Below are 22218 nucleotides of genomic sequence, written 5' to 3'. Positions count from 1 at the left end.
CCGCCGACGGCGGCGTGCAAATGCGGGCCGCGTTTGCGGATCGTTCACCAATTCAAGGCAGATTGCGACATCGGGCGCCGTCACCGCTGCGTATCGCTTGAGACGGCATGTTGATGCCCCGGGGTTGAGTATGTCGTTCAGTCTGTTGCGTCGCCTTGCGTCTTTGTCTTTCGGACTGCCCTCGCTTGCGATTGTGGTTGCGCTTTGGCCGGCCGCTGCGCTAGCCGATCCCGCGCCGAATGCAATCTCGGTCAACGTCGATCAGGCAAAGCTGGTGAAGCTGCCGGATCGGGTTGCGACGATCGTGGTCGGCAATCCGATGATCGCCGATGTGACCCTTCAGAATGGCGGGGTCCTTATCGTGACGGGCAAGGGCTATGGTGCCACCAACTTCATCGCGATGGACCGCAGCGGCCAGATCCTGGTCGACCGGCAGATCCAGGTGGCTGGTCCGACCGACCAGCTCGTGACGATCTATCGGGGTGTCGACCGCGAGACCTACAGCTGCATGCCGCTCTGCCAGCGGCGCGTTACGCTGGGGGACGGCGACACCTATTTCAGGTCGGTCATGGACCAGGCAGGCTCGCTGTCCAGTCAGGCGAGCGGCAGCGTCGCCGCCGGAGCCGCAAAGACGAACTGATCAATATGGGGCCGGCCGGGCTTGCATCCGCATGCGGTCGTGCCGGCATGCGGCATGGTTAATGCCGACCTAACAGAACCCATCATTTAGTTCCGGTCGTGGGAAACGCTTCACCAAGAAGTTTCCGCTATTTCCTTCGCTCAGGTTGATTGCTCCAGCCGGATGAGCCGATGGTCTTCCCTACGTCCTCGATCGCGTCGTTCCATAAGGTATTGCGCCGGTTCCGGCGTAACCGCCGGGGTGCGGCCGCAATCGAGTTTGCGCTGGTCGCCCCGATCTTCTTTGCACTTCTGTTCGCGATCATCGAGACGGCGCTGGTGTTCTTCGCGGGCCAGCTGCTGGAGACGGCGACGCAGGATTCTGCTCGCATGATTCTGACCGGACAGGCCCAGCAGGGCTCCTACACCCAGCAGCAATTCGCGAACTATGTCTGTACGCAGACCCAGGTTTCGGTGCTGTTCGACTGCAACAAGATCTCTATCGACGTGCAGAGTTATCCGTCGTTCTCGAACGTCACGATCAACAACCAGATCGACAGCAGCGGCAACTTCATCAACAACATGCAGTACAATCCCGGCGGCGCAGGGGATATCGTGGTTGTCCGGCTGTTTTATCAGTGGCCCATCTACGTGACCGGGCTTGGCTACAACATCGCCAACCTGTCGGGAAGCAAGCGGCTGTTGGTTGCGACCGCAGCTTTCAAGAACGAGCCGTACTGACGAGCTCCGCAAAGGGTGGTGCAATGATCTCTGTCACGCGACCCGGCTCGCTGATCGGCGTCCGTCTGCAGCGTCTGGTGGGCGATCTTGCAACGGACTGCCGCGGCATCGCCGCGACCGAGTTCGCCTTCATCGTCCCGCTGATGCTGGTGATGTTCTTCGGCACCGTGGAGTTCTGTTCGGGGATCGCGGTTCAGCGCAAGGTCACCTTGATGGCGCGGACCTTGTCCGACCTGACCTCGCAATCGACATCGGTCAACGATTTCACCAACACCTTCGCCGCCTCGAACGGGATCATGTATCCCTACCCGACCTCACCCTTGAACTCGACGATCACCGAACTCTATGTCGATCCCAAAACGATGCAGGCCCGTGTGCAATGGAGCGTGGGGTCGGCTCCGCATGCTCAGAGCAGCACGGTCGGGATCCCCGCCGCGCTCCTGGTTGCCGGCACCTATCTGATCTTCAGTGAGGTCAACTATAAATACGTTCCGACCGTCGGCTATGTGATGGCCCAGACCGGCGTGACCTTGGGCGACGTCTCCTATACGCGGCCACGGCAATCGAGCTGCGTGTTCTACACTCCCGTCGATGGGACGACGACGACTTGTCCGAGCAGATGAGGGACGGGCCTGGAACACCAGTTCCGGACGGTGCGCAGTGCAACGAAGAGCAACGCAACAAAAAGGGCCGCGGAGAGGCGGCCCTTTGTCTTATCGGCATTCGGTTCAACCGGCCACGGATCGGACCGGACGGACGCTCAGTTGGCAGCGCGAAGATTGTCGGCTGACGACTTGCCCGAACGGCGGTCAGCTACGATCTCGTAGGAGATCTTCTGGCCTTCGCGCAGCGTGCCGAGGCCAGCGCGCTCGACGGCGCTGATGTGCACGAACACGTCGTTGCCGCCATCATCCGGCTGAATGAAGCCGTAGCCCTTGGTTGCGTTAAACCACTTCACGGTTCCCATGCTCACGGGGGTAGTCCCTTCTCGGATATCAAATGCGTAACCCAGGTACCTGGGCTGGTTAGATCGAATTTTTGGAAGGGTCGTCAGCGTCTGAACCGGCTGTACCGGTAATAGCTAATGTCGTCCGGCCGAAAATCGATTGCGACCTATATTATGGGAAAAAAGGCTTCAAAACAATCCTGAGCTGCGCCAGCGCGCACGTTTTTTTGACGCGCCGGCCGGGGCCGGCGCGCTCTGCGAACCGGTGGCGTCAGGCCACCTCGATCAACACCGAAGGGCGCAATGTGCGCCCAAAGTCTAACGACGGCGGAACTGGCCGCCCCGCTGGGCCGCCCCGCGCGGGGGGCCGCCTGCCGTGCTCGGGCGCTCGTCCTTGTGACGGAAAATCAGACGTCCCTTTTCAAGGTCGTAGGGCGACATCTCGACCGTCACGCGATCGCCGGCGAGCGTCTTGATGCGATTTTTTTTCATTTTGCCGGCAGTGTAGGCAACGATCTCGTGCCCGGTATCAAGTTGCACGCGATATCGCGCGTCGGGAAGGATTTCGGTGACCAGCCCTTCGAACTGGATCAGCTCTTCCTTAGCCATGTGTCTCTCCAGATCGATAGACGTCTAGTTTGGCCGTTGGTTGCGGTTCGGGTTTGTATTCCGTCGGTGTTCAGGTCTGCTCGCGCGTTGCAAAAACGCAACGCCTTGAATCGCCCCGGCCTTGCCGCCGCCTTGCGGCGGTCGCTGGGACTCTTGGCGATTGCTGGGCAGAGAACTCATCATAGCATTGGAACGCCTGCGGCGGCGAGGGCCTTTTGCGGATTTAGCCCCTTCGTTAGCCCGCGCACCCTGCATTCCGGGGCGGCCGCTGCGCTGAGGTGCCGGCGCGGCTTCGTGCTGCCCCGGCGTGCGACGGTCTTCGCGCGGCAGTGAAAGCTTGATGAGCCGCTCAATGTCGCGGAGGTAGGAGAGTTCCTCGGCGCCGGCAACCAGGGAGATCGCAACGCCCTCGGCGCCTGCCCGCGCAGTACGGCCGATGCGATGCACGTAGGTTTCGGGAACGTTGGGCAGGTCGTAATTCACCACATGGCTGACGCCGTCGACATCGATGCCGCGCGCGGCAATGTCGGTGGCGACCAGGGTGCGGATCTCGCCGGAGCGGAATGCGGCCAGGGTGCGCTCACGATGGTTCTGCGACTTGTTGCCGTGGATCGCCTGGGCAGGAATGCCTGCCTTCTCGAGGCCTTTCACCACTTTGTCGGCGCCGTGCTTGGTGCGGGTGAAGACCAGGGCGCGGTTGACCTTCTCCTCCTTGAGGAGCTGGGCCAGCAGGGTTCCCTTGGCGGAATGATCGATCTGGATCGCGCGCTGGGCAATGCGTTCGGCGGTGGAGGAGACCGGGGTCACCGCCACCCGGGCCGGGTCGCGCAGCATCGCGTCGGCCAGCTCGGCAATGTCCTTGGGCATCGTCGCGGAGAAGAACAGCGTCTGGCGCTTGGCCGGCAGCTTGGCGACGATCTTCCGGATGTCGTTGATGAAGCCCATGTCGAGCATGCGATCGGCTTCGTCGAGCACCAGGAACTCGACCTGGTTCAGCTTGAGCCCATTGCTCTGCACGAGGTCGAGCAGCCGCCCGGGGGTTGCGACCAGCACCTCGAGGCCGGGCATGACAGCCCGGACCTGGCGGCCCATGGGAACGCCGCCGATCGCGAGGCTCGCGCTCAATCGGAGATGGCGGCCATAGACGTTGAAGCTGTCGAGGATCTGCCCGGAAAGCTCGCGGGTCGGGCTCAGCACCAGCACGCGGCAGCTCTTGGGCTGCGGCTTGATGCGGTTCTGCAGCAGCCGATGCAGGATCGGTAGCGCAAAGGATGCGGTCTTACCGGTTCCGGTCTGGGCAATGCCGATGACGTCGCGGCCTTCCAAGGCGAGCGGAATGGTCTGGGCCTGGATCGGAGTGGGGGTGTGGTAGTTCTCGTCCTTGAGCGCGCGCATGATCGCGTCGGCAAGGCCAAAATCCTGAAAGGATGTCAAAAGGGGAGTCTTTCCATAAGAGGATACGCCCGTGCCGACGCAAGGTCCGACGCGGGTGAGTGAGCGAGGAAGACACCCGCGTGTTGGGAGCGCCTGTTGTGGTTTGCTGAAATGGGGCAAGCCAGAAGCTCTGAGCGAGCTTAAGAACACGCAGCTTGCAACGACGGGCCGATTCGCCTCGTCTTTCAGACATATGGAACAGTCCTGCGCCAGTTTCAAGGGGAGCTTGGGGCGCGCTTGGTACAATTGCGGTACTCTGCTGCCCCAAATTTAGTCATTTGGAGTGCAGTGCATAAGATGACAGCAAAATGCTGGCAAATTAAACAGTTCAATTGCTTAAGCTGCGGGCACCGCGGTGCGACGTTCTGGCGCGTTTAGTCGAATTTCTCATTACGATTCAAATGCTTGTCGGTCGTGTGGAGCGTGGCACACTTCTTGCGATCCCTTGGCGCGCAGACGGCCGTGGTCGTTTCGGCCGCAAAGCACGCTGCGTCAGGGAGATCAGACCTCATGCTTACTCAATTCACTCAGGAATTATCGGCGCCGTTCAGTCGCCGCCGCTGGCTGGCCGCTGCTGCTGGCCTGGCGTTCGGCCTCGCCGGCTTCAGCTCGGCCAAGGCTGCGGACGACACCATCAAGATCGGCGTTCTTCATTCGCTTTCGGGCACGATGGCCATCAGCGAAACCACGCTGAAGGACACGATCCTGTTTCTGATCGACGAGCAGAACAAGAAGGGCGGCGTGCTCGGCAAGAAGCTCGAGGCCGTCGTCGTCGATCCCGCGTCGAACTGGCCGCTGTTCGCCGAAAAGGCGCGCGAGCTGATCACCAAGGACAAGGTGGCGGTCGTGTTCGGCTGCTGGACTTCGGTGTCGCGCAAGTCGGTGCTGCCGGTGTTCAAGGAGCTCAACAGCATCCTGTTCTACCCCGTCCAGTACGAGGGCGAGGAGAGCGAGCGCAACGTGTTCTACACCGGCGCGGCGCCGAACCAGCAGGCGATCCCGGCGGTCGATTACCTGATGAAGGAAGAGAAGGTGAAGCGCTGGGTGCTGGAAGGCACCGACTATGTCTATCCGCGCACCACCAACAAGATCCTCGAGGCCTATCTGAAGTCGAAGGGGGTCGCCGCCGATGACATCATGATCAACTACACGCCGTTCGGCTTCTCCGATTGGCAGACCGAAGTCTCGAAGATCAAGGCGTTCGGCTCCGCCGGCAAGAAGACCGCAGTGGTCTCGACCGTCAACGGCGACGCCAACGTGCCGTTCTACAAGGAACTCGGCAACCAGGGCATCAAGGCCAAGGATATTCCGGTCGTCGCGTTCTCGGTGGGTGAGGAGGAGCTCGCCGGCATCGACACCAAGCCACTGGTCGGTCATCTTGCCGCCTGGAACTACTTCGAGTCGATCAAGACTCCGGCGAACGAGAAGTTCATCAAGGAGTGGCAGGCCTACACCAAGAATCCGAAGCGCGTGACCAACGATCCGATGGAGGCGCACTATATCGGCTTCAACATGTGGGTGAAGGCGGTCGAGAAGGCCAAGTCCACCGATGCGGACAAGGTGATCGATGCGCTGCCCGGCATCGAAGCGCCGAATCTGACTGGTGGCGTCTCGAAGATGCTGCCGAACCACCACATCACCAAGCCGGTGTTCATCGGCGAGATCAAGGGCGACGGCCAGTTCAGCGTGGTCTACAAGACCAAGGACCTGGTGCCGGGCGACGCCTGGTCGAAGGAGCTGGAAGGCTCCAAGGACCTGATCGGTGACTGGGTCGGCAAGAAGTGCGGCAACTTCAACGTCAAGACCAACAAGTGCCTGGGATCGGCCTCCTGAGCTGATTTGTTCGACCTGAGAAGGCGGCGGTGTCGCCGCCTTCTCTCGAGTGGAGCGGATCCGACATTCGCGACCATGCTGCGTGCTCATGGTCTTTTGTGCCACTGACTCCTGCCGGGGTTGTCCAGTGCCTGCCAATATTTTCGCTTTTCTCCGTACGCTGTGTCTGTCGATTGCATTGATCGCACTCGCGGTTCCGGCCCTTGCCGCCTCGTTCGAGGAGTCGGTCGGCAAATTCGCCACTGACGATTTCTCCGATACCGAGGAGGCGATCGGCGAGGTCGCAAGTTCCGGCAATGCGCTGGCGTTTCCGATCATCAGCGCGCTGCAGGATGAGCGGCTGATGTTCGATGCCGATACCAAGAAGGTCTACATCAAGCAGACCGACGGCAAGGCGATCGACGCCGCGACTGGCGCGGCGGTAGACGCAATTCCCGACAGCGCGTCCGCTGTCAATCTCAACAACCGTCTCCGGCGCGCGATCGATGCGGCGCTCGGCGGGCTCACCTTGATGTCGCCTGACCTATCGGCGCGCCTGTCAGCGGCACAAGCCGTCTTCAAGTCGCACGACGAGGCTCTGCTGCCGACCGTCGAAACCGCGCTCGCCAAGGAAACCAATCGCTCGGCCAAGCAGGCCCTGAGCGAAGCGCGAGCGGCGATTCTCCTGTTCAAGTCCGATGCCAGTGAAGCCGACAAGCTCGCGGCCGTCGCCACCGTCAGATCGCGCGGCGACCAGGACGCGCTGGCGCTCCTGACCGAGATCAGCGGCGGCGATCAGCCGGCCAGCGTCACCAAGGCGGCGACGGGCGCGATCACCTCGATCCAGAGCTCGCTGACGATCTGGTCGGGCGTGCAGAATGCCTGGTACGGACTGTCGCTCGGCTCGGTCCTGCTGCTCGCCGCGATCGGGCTAGCCATCACCTTCGGCGTGATGGGCGTGATCAACATGGCGCATGGCGAGATGGTGATGTTGGGAGCCTATACCACGTTCGTGGTGCAGGAGGTGATCCGGACCCGTTATCCCGCCCTTTTCGACTATTCGCTGCTGATCGCCGTGCCGCTGGCCTTTGTTGTCGCGGGCGCGATCGGCGTCCTGATCGAACGGACGATCATCCGCTTCCTCTATGGCCGGCCATTGGAAACCTTGCTCGCGACCTGGGGCTTGTCGCTGATCCTGCAGCAGGCGGTGCGTACCGCGTTCGGCCCGACCAACCGCGAGGTCGGCAATCCGTCCTGGATGAGCGGCGCTTTCGAACTCGGCCAGATCACGATCACCTACAACCGGCTCTGGATCCTCTGCTTCACCATGGCGGTGTTCGCGATTCTCCTTGCTATGCTGCGCTACACGGCGCTTGGCCTGGAAATGCGCGCGGTCACTCAGAACCGGCGCATGGCGGCTTCGATGGGCATCGCCACTTCGCGGGTCGACGCGCTGACCTTCGGGCTCGGCTCGGGCATTGCGGGCATCGCCGGCGTGGCGCTCTCGCAGATCGACAATGTCAGTCCGAACCTCGGCCAAAGCTACATCATCGACTCCTTCATGGTCGTGGTGTTCGGCGGTGTCGGTAATCTCTGGGGCACTCTGGTCGGCGCCTTCACGCTCGGCATCGCCAACAAGTTCCTCGAGCCGGTCGCCGGCGCCGTGCTCGGCAAGATCGCGATCCTGGTCCTGATCATCCTCTTCATCCAAAAGCGCCCGCGTGGCCTGTTCGCGCTCAAGGGCCGGGCGGTGGAAGCATGATGCCGCATATGCTCACCCGCTCGCTGGACCGCGCCGCGACCAGCTTCATCCTGGTCGTCGCGGCCTGCGGCATCCTCATCCCATTGTCCAACCTGCTCCTGCCGGCGGGCTCCGCTCTGCAGGTCCCGACCTATCTGGTCGCGCTGTGGGGCAAATATGTCTGCTACGCGATCCTCGCGCTCTCGATCGACCTGATCTGGGGCTATTGCGGCATTCTCTCGCTCGGTCACGGCGCCTTCTTCGCACTCGGCGGCTACGCCATGGGCATGTATCTGATGCGCCAAATCGGCAGCCGCGGTGTCTACGGCAATCCGATCCTGCCGGACTTCATGGTGTTCCTGAATTGGCCGAAGCTGCCCTGGTATTGGTACGGATTCGACATGTTCTGGTTTGCGGCGCTCATGGTGGTGGTCGTGCCGGGCCTGCTGGCGTTCTGCTTCGGCTGGCTCGCCTTCCGCTCCCGCGTCACCGGCGTCTATCTGTCGATCATCACGCAGGCGATGACCTATGCGCTGCTGCTGGCCTTCTTCCGCAACGACTTCGGTTTCGGTGGCAATAACGGCCTGACCGATTTCAAGGATATTCTCGGTTTCAACGTCCAGGCCGAGGGCACTCGCGCTGCGTTGTTCGCGCTGAGCTGCCTGGCCCTCATCGTTGCATTCGCGATCTGCCGCGGCGTCGTATCCTCGAAACTCGGCAAGGTGCTGATCGCAATTCGCGACGCGGAATCGCGTACGCGCTTCCTCGGCTATCGGGTCGAGTCCTACAAGCTGTTCGTGTTCACCCTGTCGGCTTGCATGGCCGGCGTAGCCGGAGCGCTTTATGTGCCGCAGGTCGGCATCATCAACCCGAGCGAGTTCGCACCCGGCAACTCCATTGAGGCCGTGATCTGGGTCGCGGTCGGCGGCCGCGGCACCTTGATCGGCGCCGCGCTCGGCGCCATCGTCGTCAACTACGCCAAGACCTTCTTTACCTCCGGTGCACTCGCGCCTTATTGGCTGTTCATGCTGGGCGCGCTGTTCGTGCTGGTGACCCTGCTGCTGCCCAAGGGGATCGTGGGCACCTTCAATTTCTGGTGGGAGCCGTTCAAGACCAAGCGCACTGAGGGCAATGCCGAGAGCGCCGCCCGCGAGGACGGCATCAGCGAACCCAAGCTGGCGGAGTGATCGGCATGAATGTCATGGACACAAGATCCACTTCCGCGCTGCTCTATCTCGACGGTGTGCACGTTTCCTTCGACGGTTTCCACGCCATCAATAATCTCTCGCTGACCCTCGAGCCCGGTGAGATGCGCGCGATCATCGGCCCAAACGGGGCCGGCAAGACCACGATGATGGACATCGTCACCGGCAAGACCAGGCCGGATGAAGGCACCGTGCTGTTCGACGGCACCACCGACCTGACCCGGCTCGACGAGACCCGCATCGCCGAGCTCGGCATCGGCCGCAAGTTCCAGAAGCCGACCGTGTTCGAGAGCCAATCGGTCGAGGACAACCTCCTGCTGGCGCTCAATGTCGACCACAGCGTCAAGGGCACCCTGTTCTGGCGGGGGTCGAGGAACGAGGCTGAGCAGATCGACAGGGTGCTGGAGACCGTGCGGCTGAAGGACCTCCGCCGCAAGCTCGCCGGCAGCCTGTCGCATGGCCAGAAGCAGTGGCTGGAGATCGGCATGCTCCTGGCGCAGGATCCGAAGCTTCTGCTGGTCGACGAGCCGGTTGCCGGAATGACCGATGTCGAGACGCACCAGACGGCGGAGCTGTTGAAACAGATCAACAAGGATCACACCGTCATGGTCGTCGAGCACGACATGACTTTCGTCCGCGAACTCGGGGTCAAGGTCACCTGCCTGCACGAGGGCACAGTGCTGGCCGAGGGCACCATCGATCAGGTCTCGTCCAACGAGCGGGTGATCGAAGTGTATTTGGGTCGATGAGGAACGGAGCGAATAGGGAGTAGCGAGCAGCGAATAGGGCGGCAGCGACCGCTCCTATACTCGCTGTTCGCCATTCGCAATTCGCGCAGAGGGGCGCGCTGATGCTCAAGGTCGACAACATCAATCTTTACTACGGCGCTGCCCAGGCCTTGCGCGGCGTCTCGCTTTCGGCCGAGCCCGGCAAGGTCACCTGCGTGCTCGGCCGCAATGGCGTCGGCAAGACGTCGCTGCTGCGCGCGCTGGTCGGACAATATCCTCTGGCCTCAGGCGGGATCAGTTTCGATGGCGCCGATATCACCCATCTGAAGCCCTATGAGCGGGCGCGGCGCGGGATCGGCCTTGTGCCGCAGGGGCGTGAGATCTTTCCGCTGCTGACGGTGGAAGAGAATCTGAAGACGGGCTTTGCGCCCTTGAAGCGCAGCGAGCGGACGATCCCCGACGATGTGTTCTCGCTGTTTCCGGTTCTGCAATCGATGCTCGGTCGGCGCGGCGGCGATCTTTCCGGCGGCCAGCAGCAGCAGCTCGCGATCGGGCGCGCCATGGTGATGCGGCCGAAGCTTCTGTTGCTGGACGAGCCGACCGAAGGTATCCAACCCTCGATCATCAAGGACATCGGCCGGGCGATCTCCTATCTGCGCAATCTCGGCAACATCGCGATCGTTCTGGTCGAGCAATATCTCGACTTCGCCTGTGAGCTCGGCGACAATTTTGCTGTGATGGATCGCGGCGCGGTGAAATATACCTGCACGCGCGCCGAACTCGATCCGGCCGAGATCAGTCGCCAAATGGCGCTGTAATGCGGGCGTGACGCGTCTTCGCGTCGAGGGGGAACGGATGACGGCCGAGCCGGTCAACGCGCTAGATATATTCGAGGCCAACCGCGCCCGCGGTGCCGTCCGCTTCGACGTGCGTCTGCAGGACGGGGTGACCCGCCGCGGCCGCCTGCATGAATCTGGTTCGCTCCGCGTCCGCTTTCCCTCGCCCGAGGACAACGGCCTTTCGGCCATGTTCGTCAACACGGCCGGCGGCATCGCCGGGGGCGATCGGTTCGCGATCGAGATCGCGGCGGGCAAGGGGGCGCGCCTGACCCTGACAACGGCCGCAGCCGAGAAGGTCTATCGCGCGCCGGGACGGCCTGCCGAGCTCGATATCTCGCTCAAGGTTGACGCTCGCGCCCATCTCTCCTGGCTGCCGCAGGAGACCATTCTGTTCGACCGCGCGCGCATGACGCGCCGGATCGACATCGATCTGGACGAGACAGCTTCGCTCCTGCTGTGCGAGATCGTCGTGTTCGGGCGCACCGCGATGGGCGAGCAAATGCGCGAAGGTGCGTTCGTCGACCGCTGGCGGTTGCGCCGTGGCGGCAAACTCGTCTTCGCGGAGACCGTTCGGCTCGAGGGCGCAATCGGTGGCAAATTGGCGCAGGCCGCAGTCGCGAAAGGCGGCGCTGCGATCGGCACGGCGCTGATCGTGCCGGGCGATACCGCGCTCGTCGAGCGCATCAGAGAGAGCGCCTCATCGTTCGGAGGTGAGGTCGGACTTTCCGCCTGGAATGGATTTGCAATCGCGCGGTTCTGCGCCCAAGATACCGCGCGCCTGCGCGCCGATATGATGGCAGTGCTTGGCTGTGCATCCGATGTGCCGCTGCCGCGGCTGTGGCTCAACTAGGTGATTATTAGAGAGTTGGCATGAATCTGTCTCCTCGCGAAAAGGACAAGCTCTTGATCTCGATGGCGGCCATCGTGGCCCGCCGCAGGCTCGAACGCGGCGTCAAGCTCAATCACCCTGAGGCGGTGGCGATCATTTCCGATTTCATTCTGGAAGGCGCGCGCGACGGCCGCACCGTTGCCGACCTGATGCAGGCGGGAGCCCAGGTCTTGACACGCGAGCAGGTGATGCCCGGTATCCCCGAGATGATCCACGACATCCAGGTCGAAGCGACGTTCCCCGATGGCACCAAGCTCGTCACTGTGCACGAGCCGATCCGGTGAGGCGAGTCCATCAATCTCTGTCGTCATGCCCGGGCTCGACCCGGGCATCCACGTTCTTTGATCCGAATGGTAAGACGTGGATGACCGGGACAAGTCCGGCCATGACGCTGTGGAAACACATGAGGTAAACATGATCCCCGGCGAACTCTTCATCCAGGACGGCGAGATCGAGCTCAATGCCGGCCGCAAGACGGTGACGCTCACCGTCGCCAATACTGGCGATCGCCCGATCCAGGTCGGCTCGCACTACCATTTCTTCGAGACCAATCCGGCGCTGAAGTTCGATCGCAGGAAGGCGCGCGGCATGCGGCTCGACATCGCGGCCGGCACCGCGGTGCGTTTCGAGCCCGGCCAGACCCGCGAGGTGCAGCTGGTCGCGCTCGCCGGCAAGCGCACCGTTTACGGCTTCCGCGGCGACATCATGGGCAAGCTGTAGGATCATGCCGAGCGGCATCCGCCTCGTCTCCGAAGCCGCCGAACTCGCGGCCCGTCGCGATTCGGGCTGGCAGCGCAAAGGCCGCGGAGAAGAGCCCTCGATCAACCGCCTCGCCGAGGTCGCGAACCTGTTGATGGTTACCGACGGCGAAACGCCGTTCGAGGAGTTGAAGCGCACCGGGACTTTCGATTTCAAAGTCGGACAAGCCGAACTGACATACAAATTCGATGTCGGCCTGGACGTCGTCGCTGAATTTCAGGGTCTATGCCGTATGCCGGACAAATAGCGCGATTGAGCCGCGTGCAGTTTGAGAATTGGAGCAGGGGATGTCCGTCAAAATCAAGCGTTCCGTCTATGCCGACATGTTCGGGCCGACCACCGGCGACAAGGTGCGGCTCGCCGATACCGACTTGATCATCGAGGTCGAGAAGGATTTCACCACCTATGGCGAGGAGGTGAAGTTCGGCGGCGGCAAGGTGATCCGCGACGGCATGGGCCAGTCGCAAGTGACCAACAAGCAGGGCGCGGCCGACACCGTCATCACCAACGCGCTCATCGTCGACCATTGGGGCATCGTCAAAGCCGACGTCGCGATCAAAGACGGCATGATCAACGCGATCGGCAAGGCCGGCAATCCCGATATCCAGCCGGGTGTCACGATCGTCATCGGTCCGGGCACCGACGTGATCGCGGGTGAGGGCAAGATCCTCACGGCCGGCGGCTTCGACAGCCATATCCATTTCATCTGCCCGCAGCAGATCGAGCACGCGCTGATGTCGGGCGTCACCTCGATGCTGGGTGGCGGCACCGGTCCTTCGCACGGTACCTTCGCCACCACCTGTACGCCCGGCCCATGGCATATCGCGCGGATGATCCAGTCGTTCGACGCCTTCCCGGTCAATCTGGGCATTTCCGGCAAGGGCAATGCGGCGCGCCCCGCCGCGCTGGTCGAGATGATCAAGGCTGGCGCCTGTGCGCTCAAGTTGCATGAGGATTGGGGCACCACGCCGGCCGCGATCGACAACTGCCTTTCGGTCGCCGACGATCACGACATTCAGGTGATGCTGCACTCCGACACGCTCAACGAATCCGGCTTCGTCGAAGATACGATCAAGGCGTTCAAGGGCCGCACCATCCACGCCTTCCACACCGAGGGTGCGGGCGGCGGTCATGCGCCGGATATCATCAAGGTGGCCGGGCTGAAGAACGTACTGCCGTCCTCGACCAATCCGACCCGGCCCTTCACGCGCAACACCATCGACGAGCATCTCGACATGCTGATGGTGTGCCACCATCTCGATCCTTCGATCGCAGAGGATCTCGCCTTCGCCGAAAGCCGCATCCGCAAGGAAACGATCGCTGCCGAAGACATCCTGCACGATCTCGGCGCACTTTCGATGCTGTCGTCGGATTCCCAAGCCATGGGTCGGCTCGGCGAAGTCATCATCCGTACCTGGCAGACTGCGGACAAGATGAAGAAGCAGCGTGGCGCACTGCCGCAGGACAAGGGCAATGACAACGACAACTTCCGCGTCAAGCGTTACATTGCCAAGTACACGATCAACCCGGCAATCGCGCATGGCGTCTCGAAGCTGATTGGATCGGTCGAGAAAGGCAAGCTCGCCGATCTCGTGCTGTGGTCGCCGGCCTTCTTCGGCGTCAAGCCGGATTGCGTCATCAAGGGTGGTTCGATCGTGGCGGCTCCAATGGGCGATCCGAACGCCTCGATCCCGACCCCGCAGCCGGTGCATTACCAGCCGATGTTCGCAGCGTTCGGCAAGGCGCTGACGGCCTCGTCCGTGGTGTTCACCTCGAAGGCGGCCGCCACCGGTGGGCTCGCCCGCCAGCTCGGGATCTCGAAGAAGCTCTACGCGGTGCAGAACACCCGCGGGCGAATCTCGAAGAAGAGCATGATCCATAATGACGCGCTGCCCAAGATCGAGGTCGACCCGGAAACCTATGAGGTACGTGCAGACGGCGAGCTCCTGACCTGCGAGCCGGCCGAGGTGCTGCCCATGGCGCAGCGCTATTTCATGTTCTAAGGTCTCTCCCGGTATAAGCAGAACCATACCGGGAGGAATCTTTCGTGATCTATGTCGTTGCGACCTTGACCGTCAAACCCGAAACACGCGCCGAATTCATTGCCGCCGCCACGGCCTGCATCGCGGAGACCCGCAAGGAGGCCGGTAACATCGCCTATGACTTGCATGAGAGCGTCACCGATCCCAGCAAGATGGTGTTCGTCGAACAATGGGAAAATGCGGAGGCTCTGGTGCCGCATCGTTCGGCCGAACACATGAAGACGTTCGGTCGTGTCGCCGTGAAGTGCATGACGGCGCCGCCGCGGATCGAGGTCATCACGCCCGAGAAGGTTGATGTTCGTTAAGCGGAATATGGACGAATGAGGTTCTCAGCATGATCCGAGCCACACGCGTTCTGGGCCAGCACCACTGGCGCGAAGCCGCTGCCGATACTGTCGTGCTCGATTTCGACGACCGTCACCGGCGGCGGACGGCAATGACCGGCACCCGCGGGCTCCAGTTCCTGCTGGATCTGGAGCGCGCCGTCGCCTTGCGCGGCGGCGATGCACTGGTGCTCGAAGACGGTCGCTTGGTCGAGGTCGTCGCAGCAGCGGAGCCGCTGCTGGAGATTCGTGCCACCGATCCGCAGCATCTGGTGCGGCTCGCCTGGCATCTCGGCAATCGCCATCTGCCGACGCAGATTATGGCCAAGGCTCTGCGCATCCGTCGCGACCATGTCATCGAGGGGATGGTGAAGGGGCTCGGCGCACGCGTGATCGAGATCGAAGCGCCGTTCGATCCGGAAGGCGGCGCCTATGCTGAGCCGGCGCATGGTCACGACGACGCGCACGATCATGCGCACAAGCACGGCGCACACGATCATGCGCATCACGGCCATGGCTGCGGTCACGCTCATGATCACGGCCACGAGCATCATGATCATGATGGTGAACATCACCATGAGCACGATGACCATTGTGGACACGCGCATCACCACGGCCATTCCCATGCTCATGACCGCACATGAGGTCGAACGCGATCGTGAGGTGATGACCGGGGTCGAGGCTGCTGCGCTGTACCGGCTGCTGACTTGGCTGTCGCCGTCCTTCCCTGTCGGCGGCTTCTCCTATTCGAGCGGCATCGAATGGGCCGTGGAGGCCGGTGACGTCACGGATGCGGCGAGTTTGCATGACTGGTTATCGGCGATGCTGACCGACGGCGCGGGCTTCTGCGACGGCGTGTTTCTGGCGCAGGCGCATCGCGCGATGGAAACGGATGATCGGGGTGCGTTGCGCGAGGTGGCCGAGCTCGCGGCCGCCTTTGTGCCGTCGCGTGAGCGGCAGCTTGAAACAACGGCGCAGGGGCGGGCATTCGTCGAGATCGCACGCGCCGCCTGGACTTGCGGTGGGCTGGATGACGCGATCTCTCAATGCGAGACTGTCGTCTACCCGGTTGCCGTCGGCATCCTGGCATCGGCGCATGACATCCCACTTCCGCCCACGCTGCACGCCTTTCTCCATGCGTTGACTTCGAACTGGATCTCGGCCGGCAGCCGGCTGATCCCGCTCGGTCAGACCGACAGCCAGCGCGTGCTCGCGGCGCTCGAACCGGTGGTGACGGCCACGGCCATCCGCGCGCTGGCAGCCACGCTGGACGATCTCGGCAGCGCCACTTTCCGCGCCGATCTCGCCAGCCTTCGCCATGAGACGCAATATACGAGGCTGTTTCGGTCGTGATGCAGTTCAATGCTCTCCAGTCGTCCCGGCGAACGCGGGGACCCACAGCCACCGGCAATTATTATTGCGTGAGGCGTCAGCCATTCTGCTCTGCCGATATATCACGCGTTATCGGTCCCGGCGTGCGCCAGGACGACAGCAATGCGAGGGTTGTCTAAAATGTCATCTTCTCACGGCCCGTTGCGCGTCGGTATCGGTGGCCCGGTCGGATCAGGCAAGACGGCCCTGATGGACCTGTTATGTAAATCGATGCGCGAGCGCTACGACATCGCGGCGATCACGAACGACATCTACACCAAATGGGACGCCGAGTTTCTGGTGCGCTCAGGCTCGCTGACGCCGGATCGCATCGCCGGCGTTGAGACTGGCGGGTGCCCTCATACCGCGATCCGGGAGGATGCCTCGATGAACCTCGCCGCCGTCGCCGACATGTGCGCGAAATTCCCGGATCTCGATCTCGTGCTGATCGAATCCGGCGGAGACAATCTGGCCGCGACCTTCTCGCCGGAGCTCGCCGATCTCACGATCTACGTCATCGACGTCGCAGCCGGTGACAAGATTCCCTCGAAGGGCGGCCCGGGCATCACGCGCTCCGATCTTCTGGTGATCAATAAGATCGATTTGGCACCTCATGTCGGGGCATCGCTCGAGAAGATGGAGCGCGATGCCACGCGGATGCGCGGCGAACGTCCTTTCGTAATGACCAATCTCAAGAAGAACCAGGGGCTCGATCGGATCATTGGCTTCATCGAGACCAAGGGCGGCCTGAGCCCGTCGAAGCTTCGCGCTGGGGCGTGCTGATCTGCCGCACCCCTCGTGGCCGACCGGCGACGCTGCCGGTTCTGACGCAAAAAAGCCGCACGGCGGCCGGAACAAAGTTTGCTTTCGGCGTTTACAAAAGGTCCGGATTCCGGCCTGACGGTGTGCCCCCTCCGGGATAATCGGAGGGTTCGAGAATTGCGTCCCGTTGGCTCAATCATGATATGTTTGGTCGGCTGTGTTTTTGCGTTCATGAGTAAGCGGTCCAGGCTTTTGATGACTCGTTTACCCCAACCCTCGATCGCAGAGTAAACGAGTGCTTCGGCTCGGTGTCATCATCGGTGCGATCGCGCTGATCGGGACGGTGCTCTCCGGCCTCGCCGCCTATCGTGTGCACGACCAGGAGCTGGCCCTCGATCGCATCGCTCTGGCCCGGGCTATCGATGTTCACGCCAGCCTCGTGCAGGACCGTCTGACCGAACGCGAGTTGCTGGCGCGTGTGGCGTCGCGGCTGTTTCGTGCGCCGACGGTTATCCGCGCCAATATGCTCCAGCCGCTCCGCGCCGCGATCTACGCGTTCAAGACCGACTTCGTGGTCGCGGCCTGGGTCGCGCGGCTCAAGCCTGACGAACTGCCTGCTGCGCGCAACGAACTTCAGCGGTCCGGCTTCGCCAATCCCACCATTCACAATGTCGACGGCAAGCCGCTTGATCAACAGGGACTCGATCACCCGATCGACGTGTTGATGGATCTTGAGCCGCGCAGCGCCGAGACCGCATCGCTTCCAGGGGTGGTGCTGGACGGACATCCGGTCTTCGGTCCGACGCTGGCCCGCGCCCTGGCCGAGGGCAAGCCGATCGCCTCCGATCCGTCCTCGCTATTGGGGACAAATGGTCCGGTCGGCCTGATGCTCGCAGCGCCGGTCGTTCCGGACGATGCGAGTTCGGCGGTGGGGTTCGTCGCCTTCTCCTACGAGCTCGGTCCCTTGATGCTCACCAACGACGACCTGTCGCTGTTTTCGGTCGCGCTCAAGGATCCGCGTAGCGCGACCAGCGAGCTGATCGCCAACGATCAAGGCGTGGTGACCATCCGGACGCGCGAACCGGAAGCGGCTCCGCCATCGGCCACGCGCACGGTCACCTTCGGCAATCGCGACTGGTCGCTCGTCTATTATGCCAAGAGCAATTCGATGCGGCGTGCCCAGCAGACGGCGGCGATCGTCGGTGTCATCGGGCTTGCGCTGACGGGCATCGTCTGTGGTCTGTTCGGTTACGTGGCCTACAATAATCTGCGGCTCAGCCGGGAAATCCAGGTGCGGATCGGCTTCGAGCGGCGGCTGACCGCCGTGATCGACGAGCTGAACCACCGGGTCAAGAACATCCTGGCCGTGATCCAATCGATCGTCACCCGTACCCTGCGTCACGGCAGCGACATCGACAGCGCGCGCGAACTTCTGATCGGACGCATTCACGCCATGTCGAATGTCGTCACGTTGCTCAGCGAAAGCCAATGGCAGGGCGTCCACCTGCGCGGTCTGTTCGAGGCGCGAGCCATTCCGCATGCCGAGCGTATCGCCATCAGCGGTCCCGACATCACGGTGAGCGCACGTGCCGCGCAAAGTCTGTCATTGCTGTTTTTCGAGCTCGCCTCGCATTCCGACGAGGGCTTGTCGTTGGTCGGCAAGCACCCGCATATTACTGCGAAATGGGAGGTGACGGGCGATGAATCGGAGATGGTGTTTCACTTCCGCTGGGAGGAGTTCAACACCAGCGAGGCCACACGAAGGCCGGACAGCGATTTCGGCCTGATCCTGCTCGATCGCGTCGCTCCGGAAGCGCTTGGTGGTACGTCCAAGCGCTACTTCACCGAAGCAAGCTATGTCTACGAACTCACCGCGCCGATGGTGACCGTTGTTGACATGACCGAGCGCGACCGCACCGAAAAGTTCTCAGCTCCGGTACGTCCTGCTCGCTGATCCTCATCCGCTGCAGCCCTCCAGCGTCCATTCGTAGATCGGGGCGGGCGCGTGAGCAATGCGGCGCCTGCATTGACGCGCCGACAAGCCGGCAGGCGGCACGAACGAAAAGGCGGCCATCGAGGCCGCCTTTTATATTTGTCAGTTGTCGGTCGGCGAGCGGATCAGCCGCCGCTGCCGCCGATCACGGCCCGTACCGTCTCATCGGGACCGAAATCCTCGGCACCTTCGACATAGAGCAGGGCCGCCAGCTTCGATCGCGCACGATTGACGCGGCTCTTGATCGTGCCGACCGCGCAGCCGCAGATCGCAGCGGCATCCTCGTAGGAGAAGCCGGACGCTCCAACCAGGATCAACGCTTCCCGCTGGTCCTGGGGCAGCTTATCGAGCGCCGCGCGAAACTCCTCAAACTCCAAATGCGCGCCCTGTGCAGGATGCGTCTTCAGGGTTTTGGCATAATTGCCTTCGGCATCCTCCACCTCTCGCCGCCGCTTGCGATAGTCGGAGCGAAACAAGTTGCGCAGGATCGTGAACAGCCATGCCGGCAGATTGGAGCCGGGTTGGAAGGAATCGATATTGGCGAGGGCACGCAGCAGCGTTTCCTGCACCAGATCGTCGGCGCGGTCACTGTTACCGCTGAGCGAGATGGCAAAGGCTCGCAGGCTCGGAACGGAAGCCAGAATGTCGTCCCGCAGGGAGTCAGTGAGAGGCATTAGTCCCTCCCGTTATTTTGGTCGTTGGATCCCCCGCTGTTGTCCACGTGGGGTGGATCCCCCGAGACATCAAGCTTCCGGATCAAATCCGCAAACCGGTCGGGGACACCCTGGCGGACGACATCGTCGTACATGGCGCGGAGCTGGTGTCCAATTCTGGACTGAATCTCCGCATTGAGCCCGCCGGGCTTGCGCGGTGCCGCAATCTTGCTGGCTTGAGACTTTACATCCTTCATGACCTTTTCCACGTTTCCCCGAGAGTTAAGTCCCTGAAGCTTCAAGAATTATTCTCGTCGTTGAGAGGTGTGTCGGGAACTAATGCGAACCGACGACAAAAGTTCCCATTGATTTGGGAACTTTTCTGCGGCTCGGGAGTAGTCTGCCCACCAGGGGAACCCGGGCCGCCCCCGAGGATGTTTGGCCCAAAATAGCGAATGGAGTGGGGATGTCCCGATCACAGCTTGTTGCTGAACATTTGCCGTTGCTGCGCCGCTATGCCCGCGCCCTGACCGGCAGCCAGGGCTCCGGCGACGCCTATGTGGGCGCCATGTTGGAAGCCTTGATCCAGGATCCCTCCCTGCTGGATGAACGCTACGGACCGCGCGCCGGCCTGTTCCGGCTGTTCACCCAAATCTGGAACTCGGTGGCACTGAACGACGACACCGAGGTCACGACCTTGCCGATGCCGCCGGAGCGGCGGCTCTCCAACCTTACGCCGTTGCCCCGCCAAGCGTTCCTGCTCCTCTCGCTGGAAGGTTTCGCCGAGGAGGAGGTCGCTTTTATCCTCGACATCGATGTCGCGGAAACCCGGCGCTTGGCCGATGCCGCCGGTCGCGAGCTGGCTGCAGAGATCGCCACCGACGTGTTGATCATCGAGGACGAGACCTTCATCGCCATGGACCTTGAGAGCCTGGTGCGGAATCTCGGCCACAACGTGATTGGCGTCGCCCGCACCCATGCCGATGCGGTGGCGCTTGCCAAGAATAGGAAGCCGGGCCTGATCTTGGCCGATATCCAGCTCGCCGATGGCTCGTCCGGCCTGGACGCCGTCAACGAGTTGCTGCGCACCTTCGAAGTCCCGGTGGTGTTCATCACCGCTTATCCCGAGCGCTTCCTGACCGGCGAGCGGCCGGAGCCGGCTTTCCTGATCTCGAAGCCGTTCCAGCCGGCAATGGTCTCTGCCGTGGCCAGCCAGGCGCTGTTCTTCCAGCGCAACTCCCGTAACCGGATGCCCAAGCCGGCGGCATAAAAGCCGATCCCTGTTCGCTTGGTCCGCGACATAGATGTGTTCAATCGGCGCGCTTCACGATCGAGGCGCGCCGATCGTTTTATTCTGCAGGTGCGCCCGCGACAGATGCCGTCGATCTTCGACGTGACAACGCGGTCGTGCGCTGTAAGGCCGCTCGCCTTCATCAGCTCGTCGAAGGATGTCTTTGCCGGCGTTCCCGAGATGGTAGACGGGCTTGCCCTCGTGCCATGACCTTGCACCGACCGATCAGGAGCAAGATTTAGGAATGAACAAACGAATGCGGGGCACGGCCGGCATCACCACGGCCGTGCCCCGCGTTGCCGGTCAATGGGGCAGGGGGAACGACCGGCTGCAGTGATGACTCACGACGCCAAAAGTCGTTCCTTTGGTCGCCGACTATTTTTTTACCTCACCGCGACGGATTTTAAGACACGGTTAAGTGATCGGCCCATCCAAGAACCCCGTTCCCGCGACCAACGTTGGAATGGCGATCGCCAGCGGGCGAGGGAACAGGGCCATGGCGTATTCAGCGAAAATCTTTGTTTTTGGGACTTTAGCAGCTTCCTTGACGCTCGGAGCGGTTCAGCTCGCATCGGGCCACGATCTGACGAGCGCCTTCCGCGGCGGTTCGGCGAACAACGTCAACCGCGCCGCCAAGGCAGATCGCGGTGCGATGCCGCAGGCTGCCGGACCGACGAGAACTGTCGCACTGCACCTGTCGCAATTTTCCGACACGACCTTTCTGCTTCGCCTGCCGCTGACCGCCGGCAACGGCCCGAGCCTCGCCGGCGAGGGTGGGACGAGACAGCCGCCTTCGCGGCCGATCGGGATTGACAGCGGCAAGAAGGAAGTCGCGAAGCGGCCGGTCGCCTGCGAGCCCCCCGTTTCGGTCCTGACCGAAATCGCGAAGCAGCTGCAGCCCGGCCGCTGCATTACCTGACGAACAGCCATCATTCAGCAGCCAGCGATTTTGCCTTGTGTGAATTGCACCGGTTGCTCCGCCACTCCCGCCTCGGCGCCGCGCGTGTTGGCGCCGAGGTTTTTTTGTCCTCCAAGGCTGGACGACCAAGGCTAAACGACCAAGTCTGAACGACCCGCGTTCAGTCGATCAGCGCCGCCAGGTCACGCCGATCAGGAAGCCAAGTCCGAGTGCCAGGCCGACGGTCGCCAGCGGGCGCTGCGTGATGACGTCCTCGAAGCGTTCCTCGAGCGAACTTGCAGCATCCTGCGCCGCACCCATCATCGCGTTGCCGCGCTCGGACATGTCATCGAAGGTCTGATCCATTCTCTCTCGTGCTTCGCGATAGCCGCTGCGGGCCTGGTTGCCGGCTTTCCCGGCGAAGGCGTTGAGCGCGTCGGTGATCTGGTCGGTCAGGGCGGCGATATCGTTTTTCACGGCGGTGACATCCTTCTGCAGGCGTTCGTAGTTCGCTTTGTCGGCGAGGTTCTTCGTCGCGGTCTCGCCATCGGTCATCGACATCGA

General features: G+C 62.4%; 25 protein-coding genes and 1 pseudogene. 20 read left to right on the top strand and 6 right to left on the bottom strand.

Translation table 11 applies throughout. From position 1 onward, the window contains the following. The first annotated feature begins 130 nt into the window (after positions 1–130). From QX034_RS08805 to QX034_RS08795, 3 genes are all read left to right on the top strand, one after another. Positions 131–640 (top strand): pilus assembly protein N-terminal domain-containing protein, encoded by a 510-nt coding sequence (locus QX034_RS08805; RefSeq protein ID WP_315702944.1) that lies wholly within the window; start codon positions 131–133, stop codon positions 638–640. Positions 641–810: 170 nt separating this feature from the next. After that, entirely contained in the window at positions 811–1359 is a 549-nt protein-coding gene (locus QX034_RS08800; protein WP_315702945.1) for a TadE/TadG family type IV pilus assembly protein, read from the top strand. A gap of 23 nt (positions 1360–1382) precedes the next feature. Beyond that, the gene (locus QX034_RS08795) at positions 1383–1982 is read left to right on the top strand and encodes a TadE/TadG family type IV pilus assembly protein (RefSeq protein ID WP_315702946.1); all 600 of its coding nucleotides are present in this window, start codon (positions 1383–1385) and stop codon (positions 1980–1982) included. A 137-nt stretch (positions 1983–2119) separates the two neighbouring features. Here the strand turns inward: QX034_RS08795 and QX034_RS08790 are convergent, their stop codons facing one another. The 3 genes from QX034_RS08790 to QX034_RS08780 form a co-directional block, all read right to left on the bottom strand. Beyond that, positions 2120–2332 (bottom strand): cold-shock protein, encoded by a 213-nt coding sequence (locus tag QX034_RS08790; RefSeq protein ID WP_006612155.1) that lies wholly within the window; start codon positions 2330–2332, stop codon positions 2120–2122. 291 nt (positions 2333–2623) lie between these two features. Next, a complete protein-coding gene (gene infA / locus QX034_RS08785; RefSeq protein ID WP_315702947.1) occupies positions 2624–2914 on the bottom strand; it encodes a translation initiation factor IF-1 in 291 nt (96 codons plus the stop codon). A 24-nt stretch (positions 2915–2938) separates the two neighbouring features. Then, positions 2939–4348 (bottom strand): DEAD/DEAH box helicase, encoded by a 1410-nt coding sequence (locus QX034_RS08780; protein ID WP_315703191.1) that lies wholly within the window; start codon positions 4346–4348, stop codon positions 2939–2941. Between the two features lie 510 nt (positions 4349–4858). Between QX034_RS08780 and urtA the strand changes: the two genes are divergently transcribed. The 15 genes and pseudogenes from urtA to QX034_RS08705 all read left to right on the top strand — a co-directional run bounded on the left by urtA (position 4859) and on the right by QX034_RS08705 (position 18773). After that, a complete protein-coding gene (urtA, locus tag QX034_RS08775) occupies positions 4859–6181 on the top strand; it encodes an urea ABC transporter substrate-binding protein (RefSeq protein WP_315702948.1) in 1323 nt (440 codons plus the stop codon). 127 nt (positions 6182–6308) lie between these two features. Next, a complete protein-coding gene (urtB, locus tag QX034_RS08770; RefSeq protein ID WP_315702949.1) occupies positions 6309–7922 on the top strand; it encodes an urea ABC transporter permease subunit UrtB in 1614 nt (537 codons plus the stop codon). Next, positions 7919–9088, top strand: coding sequence for an urea ABC transporter permease subunit UrtC (urtC, locus tag QX034_RS08765; protein WP_316195317.1), 1170 nt, complete (start codon positions 7919–7921; stop codon positions 9086–9088). Before urtB ends, urtC begins: the two co-directional genes overlap by 4 nt. 5 nt (positions 9089–9093) lie before the next feature. Continuing rightward, positions 9094–9855: an urea ABC transporter ATP-binding protein UrtD gene (urtD, locus tag QX034_RS08760; protein WP_316195315.1), complete on the top strand. Its 762-nt coding sequence runs from the start codon at positions 9094–9096 to the stop codon at positions 9853–9855. A 101-nt stretch (positions 9856–9956) separates the two neighbouring features. Continuing rightward, entirely contained in the window at positions 9957–10652 is a 696-nt protein-coding gene (gene urtE / locus QX034_RS08755) for an urea ABC transporter ATP-binding subunit UrtE (protein ID WP_315702952.1), read from the top strand. 37 nt (positions 10653–10689) lie between these two features. Beyond that, positions 10690–11523, top strand: a complete 834-nt coding sequence (locus QX034_RS08750; protein ID WP_316196061.1) for an urease accessory protein UreD — start codon at positions 10690–10692, stop codon at positions 11521–11523. 20 nt (positions 11524–11543) lie between these two features. Beyond that, a complete protein-coding gene (locus QX034_RS08745; protein ID WP_315702953.1) occupies positions 11544–11846 on the top strand; it encodes an urease subunit gamma in 303 nt (100 codons plus the stop codon). Between the two features lie 130 nt (positions 11847–11976). Further along, entirely contained in the window at positions 11977–12282 is a 306-nt protein-coding gene (locus tag QX034_RS08740; protein ID WP_315743930.1) for an urease subunit beta, read from the top strand. A gap of 4 nt (positions 12283–12286) precedes the next feature. After that, a pseudogene (locus QX034_RS08735) lies at positions 12287–12430 on the top strand (phosphohydrolase); the annotation flags it as partial. 178 nt (positions 12431–12608) lie between these two features. Continuing rightward, positions 12609–14324 carry an urease subunit alpha gene (ureC, locus tag QX034_RS08730; protein ID WP_315702956.1) on the top strand — a complete coding sequence of 572 codons (1716 nt, stop codon included), beginning with the start codon at positions 12609–12611 and terminating at the stop codon, positions 14322–14324. Between the two features lie 44 nt (positions 14325–14368). Continuing rightward, positions 14369–14668 carry a putative quinol monooxygenase gene (locus tag QX034_RS08725; RefSeq protein ID WP_315702957.1) on the top strand — a complete coding sequence of 100 codons (300 nt, stop codon included), beginning with the start codon at positions 14369–14371 and terminating at the stop codon, positions 14666–14668. A gap of 29 nt (positions 14669–14697) precedes the next feature. After that, positions 14698–15330, top strand: coding sequence for an urease accessory protein UreE (locus tag QX034_RS08720; RefSeq protein WP_315702958.1), 633 nt, complete (start codon positions 14698–14700; stop codon positions 15328–15330). Beyond that, positions 15317–16039 carry an urease accessory protein UreF gene (locus QX034_RS08715; protein ID WP_315703193.1) on the top strand — a complete coding sequence of 241 codons (723 nt, stop codon included), beginning with the start codon at positions 15317–15319 and terminating at the stop codon, positions 16037–16039. Before QX034_RS08720 ends, QX034_RS08715 begins: the two co-directional genes overlap by 14 nt. Positions 16040–16198: 159 nt before the next feature. After that, entirely contained in the window at positions 16199–16840 is a 642-nt protein-coding gene (gene ureG / locus QX034_RS08710; RefSeq protein WP_315730250.1) for an urease accessory protein UreG, read from the top strand. Between the two features lie 274 nt (positions 16841–17114). Beyond that, positions 17115–18773 (top strand): HWE histidine kinase domain-containing protein, encoded by a 1659-nt coding sequence (locus tag QX034_RS08705; RefSeq protein ID WP_315730249.1) that lies wholly within the window; start codon positions 17115–17117, stop codon positions 18771–18773. A 164-nt stretch (positions 18774–18937) separates the two neighbouring features. On the opposite strand, the gene QX034_RS08700 is transcribed toward QX034_RS08705, so the two are convergent. Both QX034_RS08700 and QX034_RS08695 read right to left on the bottom strand, forming a co-directional pair. After that, positions 18938–19486 (bottom strand): sigma-70 family RNA polymerase sigma factor, encoded by a 549-nt coding sequence (locus QX034_RS08700; RefSeq protein ID WP_315702961.1) that lies wholly within the window; start codon positions 19484–19486, stop codon positions 18938–18940. Further along, positions 19486–19722 carry a NepR family anti-sigma factor gene (locus tag QX034_RS08695; protein WP_315702962.1) on the bottom strand — a complete coding sequence of 79 codons (237 nt, stop codon included), beginning with the start codon at positions 19720–19722 and terminating at the stop codon, positions 19486–19488. Before QX034_RS08695 ends, QX034_RS08700 begins: the two co-directional genes overlap by 1 nt. A 209-nt stretch (positions 19723–19931) precedes the next feature. Here QX034_RS08695 and QX034_RS08690 point away from each other — a divergent pair, with 209 nt between their 5' ends. Together QX034_RS08690 and QX034_RS08685 are read left to right on the top strand one after the other, a co-directional pair. Further along, positions 19932–20735 carry a response regulator gene (locus QX034_RS08690; protein WP_315702963.1) on the top strand — a complete coding sequence of 268 codons (804 nt, stop codon included), beginning with the start codon at positions 19932–19934 and terminating at the stop codon, positions 20733–20735. A 565-nt stretch (positions 20736–21300) separates the two neighbouring features. After that, positions 21301–21675, top strand: coding sequence for a hypothetical protein (locus tag QX034_RS08685; RefSeq protein ID WP_315729475.1), 375 nt, complete (start codon positions 21301–21303; stop codon positions 21673–21675). A 168-nt stretch (positions 21676–21843) separates the two neighbouring features. On the opposite strand, the gene QX034_RS08680 is transcribed toward QX034_RS08685, so the two are convergent. Further along, positions 21844–22215, bottom strand: a complete 372-nt coding sequence (locus QX034_RS08680; protein WP_315702965.1) for a YqjD family protein — start codon at positions 22213–22215, stop codon at positions 21844–21846. Positions 22216–22218: the final 3 nt, after the last annotated feature.

Source organism: Bradyrhizobium sp. SZCCHNR3119, assembly GCF_032487775.1.
Lineage (GTDB): Bacteria > Pseudomonadota > Alphaproteobacteria > Rhizobiales > Xanthobacteraceae > Bradyrhizobium.
Note: the sequence above shows the minus strand (reverse complement) of the source record. Positions and strands in the feature narration are given on the sequence as shown.